Origin of the sequence: Enterobacter sp. 01-M-03-SI-ECC (assembly GCF_047530215.1) — a bacterium.
Classification (GTDB): Bacteria; Pseudomonadota; Gammaproteobacteria; order Enterobacterales; family Enterobacteriaceae; genus Enterobacter; species Enterobacter chengduensis.
The window spans coordinates 1-7,767 of record NZ_JBLKDA010000061.1; the positions used below are offsets into that span (position 1 = coordinate 1).

Annotated in this window: 8 protein-coding genes and 1 pseudogene; 4 read left to right on the plus strand and 5 right to left on the minus strand. The window is 51.0% G+C overall.

Annotated features, from left to right (window positions below; translation table 11 throughout):
• Positions 1-156 precede the first annotated feature (156 nt).
• Both ACMWKK_RS25445 and ACMWKK_RS25450 read left to right on the plus strand, forming a co-directional pair.
• Complete coding sequence (locus ACMWKK_RS25445; protein ID WP_020325134.1) at positions 157-594, plus strand: restriction endonuclease; 438 nt, start codon at positions 157-159, stop codon at positions 592-594.
• 4 nt (positions 595-598) lie between these two features.
• Positions 599-805: a hypothetical protein gene (locus ACMWKK_RS25450; protein WP_168426571.1), complete on the plus strand. Its 207-nt coding sequence runs from the start codon at positions 599-601 to the stop codon at positions 803-805.
• Between the two features lie 10 nt (positions 806-815).
• On the opposite strand, the pseudogene ACMWKK_RS25455 reads toward ACMWKK_RS25450, so the two are convergent.
• A pseudogene (locus ACMWKK_RS25455) lies at positions 816-1,088 on the minus strand (IS1 family transposase); the annotation flags it as partial.
• A gap of 98 nt (positions 1,089-1,186) precedes the next feature.
• Here ACMWKK_RS25455 and ACMWKK_RS25460 point away from each other — a divergent pair.
• A complete protein-coding gene (locus ACMWKK_RS25460; RefSeq protein ID WP_001288432.1) occupies positions 1,187-2,620 on the plus strand; it encodes a DNA cytosine methyltransferase in 1,434 nt (477 codons plus the stop codon).
• Between the two features lie 33 nt (positions 2,621-2,653).
• On the opposite strand, the gene ACMWKK_RS25465 is transcribed toward ACMWKK_RS25460, so the two are convergent.
• From ACMWKK_RS25465 to dfrA14, 4 genes are all read right to left on the minus strand, one after another.
• A complete protein-coding gene (locus ACMWKK_RS25465; protein ID WP_001749969.1) occupies positions 2,654-3,862 on the minus strand; it encodes a type II site-specific deoxyribonuclease in 1,209 nt (402 codons plus the stop codon).
• Between the two features lie 266 nt (positions 3,863-4,128).
• Positions 4,129-4,893: an IS6-like element IS6100 family transposase gene (locus tag ACMWKK_RS25470; RefSeq protein WP_001389365.1), complete on the minus strand. Its 765-nt coding sequence runs from the start codon at positions 4,891-4,893 to the stop codon at positions 4,129-4,131.
• 142 nt (positions 4,894-5,035) lie between these two features.
• On the minus strand, positions 5,036-5,302 hold the full coding sequence (gene mobC / locus ACMWKK_RS25475; RefSeq protein ID WP_001144737.1) for a plasmid mobilization relaxosome protein MobC: 267 nt from the start codon (positions 5,300-5,302) through the stop codon (positions 5,036-5,038).
• A 220-nt stretch (positions 5,303-5,522) separates the two neighbouring features.
• Positions 5,523-5,996 carry a trimethoprim-resistant dihydrofolate reductase DfrA14 gene (gene dfrA14, locus ACMWKK_RS25480; RefSeq protein WP_004201280.1) on the minus strand — a complete coding sequence of 158 codons (474 nt, stop codon included), beginning with the start codon at positions 5,994-5,996 and terminating at the stop codon, positions 5,523-5,525.
• Between the two features lie 155 nt (positions 5,997-6,151).
• Between dfrA14 and intI1 the strand changes: the two genes are divergently transcribed.
• A complete protein-coding gene (intI1, locus tag ACMWKK_RS25485; protein ID WP_000845048.1) occupies positions 6,152-7,165 on the plus strand; it encodes a class 1 integron integrase IntI1 in 1,014 nt (337 codons plus the stop codon).
• The last annotated feature ends 602 nt before the right edge of the window (positions 7,166-7,767 follow it).

The following is a 7,767-nucleotide window of genomic DNA, read 5'->3' on the forward strand; positions in this document are numbered from 1 at the left end:
CCTCAGCATTTTATTATGGTGATCCCCTGGGCGAAATGCGCCTGGTAAGCAGAGTTTTTGAAATGTAAGGCCTTTGAATAAGACAAAAGGCTGCCTCATCGCTAACTTTGCAACAGTGCCCAAAAAATTAACTACCTGAGGAAAATTGATCCTTTTGTGTTTGAAGAACTGTTGCTGGAAGGATTTGAAGCGCATGGCTTCAGAACCATCAGAAACAAACGCTATACCGGCGATGGAGGCATTGACGGCCAGGTAATAATAGGAAAATATCGCTATCTTATTCAGGCTAAACGCTATCGCGGCCATATTGCTTTACAGCACGTACAGGAGTTCGAGAAGTTGCTTAAACGTCATAACTGTCGCGGTCTGTTTTGCCATACCGGGAAAACCGGCGCAGGTTCAAAATCTGTCAGTATTGCCAGTGAACGGATGGAGATTATCAGCGGCCAGCGCCTGATAGATTTGCTCACGCCCGGCAGCTCCTTCACTATCGCAACCGCCCCGCAGACGATGATGAAGCGTACCGCAGCAACACTAGAAACGAGCACCATTGTTAAAGATGCCGGTAAAGAAAATCGATACCATGAGAGTTAATTAAATGAAGTCAGTAACTATAGAAGCAAAAACATTTGCTGAAATGTTAGGAATAACAGAAGGTGAGTTAATCTTTGCCATTAAGAAAACTGGCACATTCAAAAACAAGACCATCCCACAACCTCATGAGCCACATAAATCAAATAATAGATTTTTATATTCAGACGTAATGAGGTTTATAGAATCACTAAAAGACAAAGAGCACCGGTAATGACTCCAACTTACTGATAGTGTTTTATGTTCAGATAATGCCCGATGACCTTGTCATGCAGCTCCACCGATTTTGAGAACGACAGTGACTTCCGTCCCAGCCTTGCCAGATGTTGTCTCAGATTCAGGTTATGTCGCTCAATGCGCTGAGTGTAACGCTTGCTGATAACGTGCAGCTTTCCCTTCAGGCGGGGTTCATACAGCGGCCAGCCATCCGTCATCCATACCACGACCTCAAAGGCCGACAGCAGGCCCAGAAGACGCTCCAGCGTGGCCAACGTGCGTTACCTAACAATAAACCTGTTTAAATATCCAGATAAAAACATTCAATCTGGGTCAAATGAGTGATACAGTTTCACCCATAAGACCCAATGGAGGCAATATGTCTGAATTTGAATTACTGGCGCAGGATCTGCTTGAGAAAGCAGAAGCGGAAGAACAACTGCGACAGGAAAATGATAAAAAGCTGCTCGGGCAGGTGCTGGAAATCTATGACCAGAAGTACGTGGCTGAACTGCTTAGAAAAGTTGGTAAAAATGAGTGGAGTCGCGAGACTCTTAATCGCTGGATTAATGGTAAGTGCTCACCTAAGACGCTGACGTTAGCCGAAGAGGAACTTCTACGAAAAATGCTTCCGGAAGCGCCTGCACATCACCCTGACTATGCCTTCCGGTTTATTGACCTGTTTGCTGGGATTGGAGGTATACGGAAGGGCTTCGAAACCATCGGTGGCCAGTGCGTTTTTACCAGTGAATGGAATAAAGAGGCTGTGCGCACATATAAAGCTAACTGGTTTAACGATGCTCAGGAACACACTTTCAATCTCGATATTCGTGAAGTCACGCTCAGTGATAAACCTGAAGTACCTGAAAACGATGCCTATGCTTACATTAATGAGCATGTGCCGGATCATGATGTACTTCTAGCAGGTTTCCCCTGTCAACCGTTTAGCCTTGCGGGCGTAAGCAAGAAAAACTCGCTCGGGCGCGCGCATGGTTTCGAATGTGAGGCTCAGGGAACGCTTTTCTTCGATGTGGCGCGTATTATCCGCGCAAAAAAACCTGCCATCTTTGTTCTTGAAAACGTTAAAAACCTGAAGAGCCATGACAAGGGTAAAACCTTTAAAGTCATCATGGATACCCTCGACGAACTGGGCTATGAAGTTGCGGATGCAGCTGAGATGGGCAAAAACGATCCTAAAGTTATCGACGGAAAGCACTTTTTACCTCAGCACCGAGAACGTATCGTTTTGGTCGGTTTCCGCCGTGATCTGAACATTCACCAGGGCTTTACCCTGCGCGATATTAGTCGTTTTTATCCGGAACAGCGTCCGTCATTTGGCGAACTGCTGGAACCCGTGGTTGACAGCAAATATATACTGACGCCGAAACTCTGGGAGTATCTCTATAACTACGCCAAAAAGCACGCAGCTAAGGGTAACGGATTCGGTTTTGGCCTCGTTAATCCTGAAAATAAAGAAAGCATTGCCCGTACGCTTTCTGCTCGCTATCACAAAGACGGGTCTGAAATTCTGATAGACCGTGGCTGGGATATGGCCACAGGTGAAACAGACTTCGCGAACGAAGAAAATCAGGCGCATCGGCCCCGCAGGCTGACTCCGCGAGAGTGCGCGCGCCTTATGGGTTTTGAAAAAGTAGATGGCAGGCCTTTTCGCATTCCTGTGTCAGACACTCAGTCGTACAGGCAGTTCGGTAACTCCGTAGTGGTGCCCGTGTTTGAAGCCGTAGCCAAACTGCTTGAACCTTATATCCTGAAAGCGGTTAATGCCGATTCGTGCAAGGTTGAACGAATCTGATCGCTCCTCCCGGTATTTATGCCGGGAGATAATCTATGGAATATCTGCGTAAAGCCCTGTCAGCTCAGCAATAAACGCACCTAGCGTCATTAGCTCAGCTCTCACCGCCTCCGGGTATTTTTTGTGCAGAGATGATGGCACGACCAATCTGACACCCGACTCCCGCATCTCCCGATATTGAGCCAGAGAAACTCCCTCCTGGAGTGTAAACAGATGCACCTGATGAATTTTATCGGCCTCATTCAGTATCTGACGCCAGCGATCCTTACAGGTAGTCTTGACTGCCAGCATGCGCAGATTTTCTACGGGAAACTCAGTATCGTGGTAAGCCCCTGCGGAAGGGAAAAGGAAATCGGGTTTTTTATTACCTTCTGTGATGGCCTGCGTCGCAAAGTGTCGCAGGCCGTGCTCAATGAATAGATGCTCCAGGTGCAGTTCCAGCGACTTCCCGGCTCTGGATTTACGGCGATTGCTGACAGAATTGGCCAGCGCAATAAATTCATCCACAGAGCCAAATCCTTTCCGGATGATATCCAGAACATGCAGTTCCTCAACCAATAGAAATATGTCGTACTCCACGCGCCGGCGGTCAAGAAGTTGCTCATCCGGATCAAGGGAATTTTTCACATAATGGCTGGCTGCATACTGAATAATTTCACTTCCCGACGGAAAGCGCAGGTGCCAGTCTTCAGGTAGAATATATTTATGATTTACTGGCGCTTGCTGTAGAGATAGTCCGCCTAGAATCTGTCCTGCGGGGCCGGATATAAGCGCTCCGGGTATAACTTCACCAATAGCGGTCTCAATGACGTCCTCTTCATCAGTGCTGGCGCATACCCAAATATTTACTTCCTTACAGTCCCCCCCTTGCTCATCAAGCTTGAAAGCCAGGAGCGTCAGAGCCCCTGTATTTTCAGGATCCTGAAGTGGGCTGCCTCTACCCCAGCGGGTAATCCTTTTTTCATTCCGGGTTTTACCAAAATGACGGCTGTTATAATAAATTGCCCTGGCTTCGCTGTCAGGGCAATCATGCGATGACACATGTGCGGTGAGAAAAACCGAAGGGTTCAGTTCACGGGTATGGTTGATAGACGGAAAGAGTTTTTCAACGATACCTGAAGGGATATAAAGCCCTACCTGGTGACCACCTGTTGCGCCGGTATCGTTGGCGGAAAGGCGTTTGATGTAGACGAAGTAATTCTCACATGCGATCTCAAGTAGCCAGTTGTGGAAAACCGACATAAGCATCCCCTGTTACCCTGAAACTCTACTCACCATTTTTTCATGATTATATACAAACAGTGTCATTTTCAGAAGACGACTGCACCAGTTGATTGGGCGTAATGGCTGTTGTGCAGCCAGCTCCTGACAGTTCAATATCAGAAGTGATCTGCACCAATCTCGACTATGCTCAATACTCGTGTGCACCAAAGCGAGGTGAGCATGGCGACGGAGGCTCTGTTGCAAAGATTGGCGGCAGTCAGAGGTAGGCTGTCGCTCTGCGCCGATCAGGCGGCTGCTGCGAAATGGTGGTTGAGCATGCCCATGGCCTCCGTCAGCGCCGAGGGCCCAATGCCAAAAGCTCTCTCCACAAGGCGCACCTCGCCCCTGATGCCGGGCTGCAGGCACCAGGGGCGAGCCTGTCCTTTGCGCAGGGCTCGCATGACTTCGAATCCCTTGATCGTGGCATAGGCCGTGGGGATCGATTTGAAACCGCGCACCGGCTTGATCAGTATCTTGAGCTTTCCGTGATCGGCCTCGATCACGTTATTGAGATACTTCACCTGCCGGTGGGCCGTCTCCCGGTCCAGCTTTCCTTCGCGCTTCAATTCGGTGATCGCTGCACCATAGCTCGGCGCTTTGTCGGTATTGAGCGTGGCAGGCTTTTCCCAGTGCTTCAGGCCTCGCAGGGCCTTGCCCAGGAACCGCTTCGCTGCCTTGGCGCTGCGGGTCGGCGACAGGTAGAAATCGATCGTGTCGCCCCGCTTGTCGACTGCCCGGTACAGGTAGGTCCACTTGCCCCGCACCTTGACGTAGGTTTCATCCAGGCGCCAGCTCGGATCAAAGCCACGCCGCCAGAACCAGCGCAGCCGCTTCTCCATCTCCGGGGCGTAGCACTGGACCCAGCGATAGATCGTCGTATGGTCGACCGAAATGCCGCGTTCCGCCAGCATTTCCTCAAGGTCGCGATAGCTGATCGGATAGCGACAATACCAGCGCACCGCCCACAGGATCACATCACCCTGGAAATGGCGCCACTTGAAATCCGTCATCGTTCCGTCCGTCCAATCTCCGCCAAGCATGCTCAAGCTTCACGATTTTTGCAACAGAGCCCACACGAGTATTGAGCATAGTCGAGATTGGTGCAGATCACTTCTGATATTGAACTGTCAGGAGCTGGCTGCACAACAGCCATTACGCCCAATCAACTGGTGCAGTCGTCTTCTGAAAATGACAATCGTGCCACCGGCTCCAGGTCTTATCGAACAGCTCAGACACATGGTCCAAATGCTGGTCGATCCGTTCGGCCAGTTTTTCGATGGCCTCTTGCTTGAGCTTGTCACTTTCCCTGAACTCGATGTTCAAGGCCCTGGCCACCTGGTTGAGGTTCCGGCCGATAGCTCCAAGCTGCCGGCACGATTCCCGTACGGTGTTCACTTCTTCATCAGTGAGGACCGGCATCCGGTTCAACGACCGCAGTCATTTCTGTACCTAAACAGTCCTGCGAATATGTGAGTTTTGACCTAATGAGCCACAAAAACTCATTTTCGCCCACGATAATTTTTCTACTTCCTTTCTTTGGAATGCTCATTTCAATATTCACATAACGTCGCTATCAATCGCGGAAAAGGCGTAGTGCGCGAAGCGAACGAAGCTTTTTGCCGTCGATTGCATAGCTTTGTTAACCCTTTTTCCAAATTTGATAGCAATAGTTAATGTTTGAAGTAAAGTGTTGCTCAAAAACAACTTCGAAGGTATTTGGAATACTCGGGAAGAAAACATCCCCCTCTGGCTCGATGTCGATCGTCGATAAGTGGAGCGTAGAGGCCATGGGTAATGTTTCTCGGTAAATTTCTCCGCCACCAGACACTATAACGTGACCGGTGAATTCAGCTAGCCTGTCCATGGCCTCTTCGATTGACTGAAATACAACTACATTGTCATCATTTGATGTCCAACCTGAGCGGGTAACGACCGCGTATTTCCTATTGGGGAGTGCGCCCATAGATTCAAACGTCTTGCGACCCACCAGAAGCCACTGATTGTAGGTCAATGCTTTAAAAAGTAGCTGCTCCCCTTTCGCGGACCAGGGTATGTCTGGACCGCAACCAATCACGCCGTTTTTCGCTTTCGCAGCCATCAATGATACTTTCAAGGTTCTCATCCTGGGTTAACTTTGTTTTAGGGCGACTGCCCTGCTGCGTAACATCGTTGCTGCTCCATAACATCAAACATCGACCCACGGCGTAACGCGCTTGCTGCTTGGATGCCCGAGGCATAGACTGTACAAAAAAACAGTCATAACAAGCCATGAAAACCGCCACTGCGCCGTTACCACCGCTGCGTTCGGTCAAGGTTCTGGACCAGTTGCGTGAGCGCATACGCTACTTGCATTACAGTTTACGAACCGAACAGGCTTATGTCCACTGGGTTCGTGCCTTCATCCGTTTCCACGGTGTGCGTCACCCGGCAACCTTGGGCAGCAGCGAAGTCGAGGCATTTCTGTCCTGGCTGGCGAACGAGCGCAAGGTTTCGGTCTCCACGCATCGTCAGGCATTGGCGGCCTTGCTGTTCTTCTACGGCAAGGTGCTGTGCACGGATCTGCCCTGGCTTCAGGAGATCGGAAGACCTCGGCCGTCGCGGCGCTTGCCGGTGGTGCTGACCCCGGATGAAGTGGTTCGCATCCTCGGTTTTCTGGAAGGCGAGCATCGTTTGTTCGCCCAGCTTCTGTATGGAACGGGCATGCGGATCAGTGAGGGTTTGCAACTGCGGGTCAAGGATCTGGATTTCGATCACGGCACGATCATCGTGCGGGAGGGCAAGGGCTCCAAGGATCGGGCCTTGATGTTACCCGAGAGCTTGGCACCCAGCCTGCGCGAGCAGCTGTCGCGTGCACGGGCATGGTGGCTGAAGGACCAGGCCGAGGGCCGCAGCGGCGTTGCGCTTCCCGACGCCCTTGAGCGGAAGTATCCGCGCGCCGGGCATTCCTGGCCGTGGTTCTGGGTTTTTGCGCAGCACACGCATTCGACCGATCCACGGAGCGGTGTCGTGCGTCGCCATCACATGTATGACCAGACCTTTCAGCGCGCCTTCAAACGTGCCGTAGAACAAGCAGGCATCACGAAGCCCGCCACACCGCACACCCTCCGCCACTCGTTCGCGACGGCCTTGCTCCGCAGCGGTTACGACATTCGAACCGTGCAGGATCTGCTCGGCCATTCCGACGTCTCTACGACGATGATTTACACGCATGTGCTGAAAGTTGGCGGTGCCGGAGTGCGCTCACCGCTTGATGCGCTGCCGCCCCTCACTAGTGAGAGGTAGGGCAGCGCAAGTCAATCCTGGCGGATTCACTACCCCTGCGCGAAGGCCATCGGTGCCGCATCGAACGGCCGGTTGCGGAAAGTCCTCCCTGCGTCCGCTGATGGCCGGCAGCAGCCCGTCGTTGCCTGATGGATCCAACCCCTCCGCTGCTATAGTGCAGTCGGCTTCTGACGTTCAGTGCAGCCGTCTTCTGAAAACGACAAACAGCCAGAAAGGCTGTTACAGGCGATTTGATCTGCAACCTATTGGTTAAATTAATGTATCAAAAACGATGGTTTTTGTGACAGTCTTGAAAAGTCCTGACTTCTCCCGAAAAATGACTCCCCTCATGTAACAAAACTCGTTACTGTATCAACATAACAATAACCCCATAACTAATTAGCGAGAAAAGAATGAAAATCGGCTATGCACGTAAATCTACGCATCTTCAGGATGTGGCGCACCAGGTTGACGAACTAACAAAAGCTGGATGTGAGCAAATCGGCACTGTTGCAAATAGTCGGTGGTGATAAACTTATCATCCCCTTTTGCTGATGGAGCTGCACATGAACCCATTCAAAGGCCGGCATTTTCAGCGTGACATCATTCTGTGGGCCGTACGC